The following is a 556-nucleotide window of genomic DNA, read 5'->3' as shown; positions in this document are numbered from 1 at the left end:
CGTGCTGGCCGGTCTCGGCGCGACCGGCTCCGTGCCGCCGCACGCCATGACGTACGCGGTCGGGACGACCGTGCTCGCGTTCGCCGTGCACGTCGTGCTGCGCATCCGCGCGCCCTACGCCGACCCCGTGATCCTGCCCGTGGTGGTCGCCCTCAACGGCATCGGCCTGGCGATGATCTACCGCATCTCGATCGCCTACGCGGCGCGCGGGCGCGCCGACGCGAACATCGCCGACCGGCAGCTCGCCTGGACCGCCGTCTCCGTGGTGCTCGCGATCGTCGTGCTGCTGGTGCTGCGCGACCACCGCACGCTGCGTCGCTACACGTACACGGCCATGGTCGTCGGTCTCGTACTCATCCTGCTGCCGCTCGTGCCCGGCCTCGGCCAGACCATCAACGGCGCGCGCATCTGGGTGCGGGTCGGCCCCGTCGGCATGCAGCCCGCCGAGTTCGCGAAGATCGCGCTCGCGGTGTTCTTCGCCGGGTACCTCGTGACGCACCGCGACACGCTCGCGCTGGCCGGCAAGCGGGTCCTGGGCCTGCAGCTGCCGCGTGCG

1 protein-coding gene is annotated in these 556 nt (G+C 72.7%); it reads left to right on the top strand.

Annotated elements, in window-relative coordinates:
- A partial coding sequence (locus tag G3I71_RS46155; RefSeq protein WP_164324918.1) for an FtsW/RodA/SpoVE family cell cycle protein occupies window positions 1-556 on the top strand: 556 nt, incomplete at both ends.

The sequence above is a fragment of the Streptomyces sp. SID12501 genome (genome assembly GCF_010550245.1).
Classification (GTDB): Bacteria; Actinomycetota; Actinomycetes; order Streptomycetales; family Streptomycetaceae; genus Streptomyces.
This window is presented reverse-complemented; position numbering and strand designations above follow the sequence as displayed.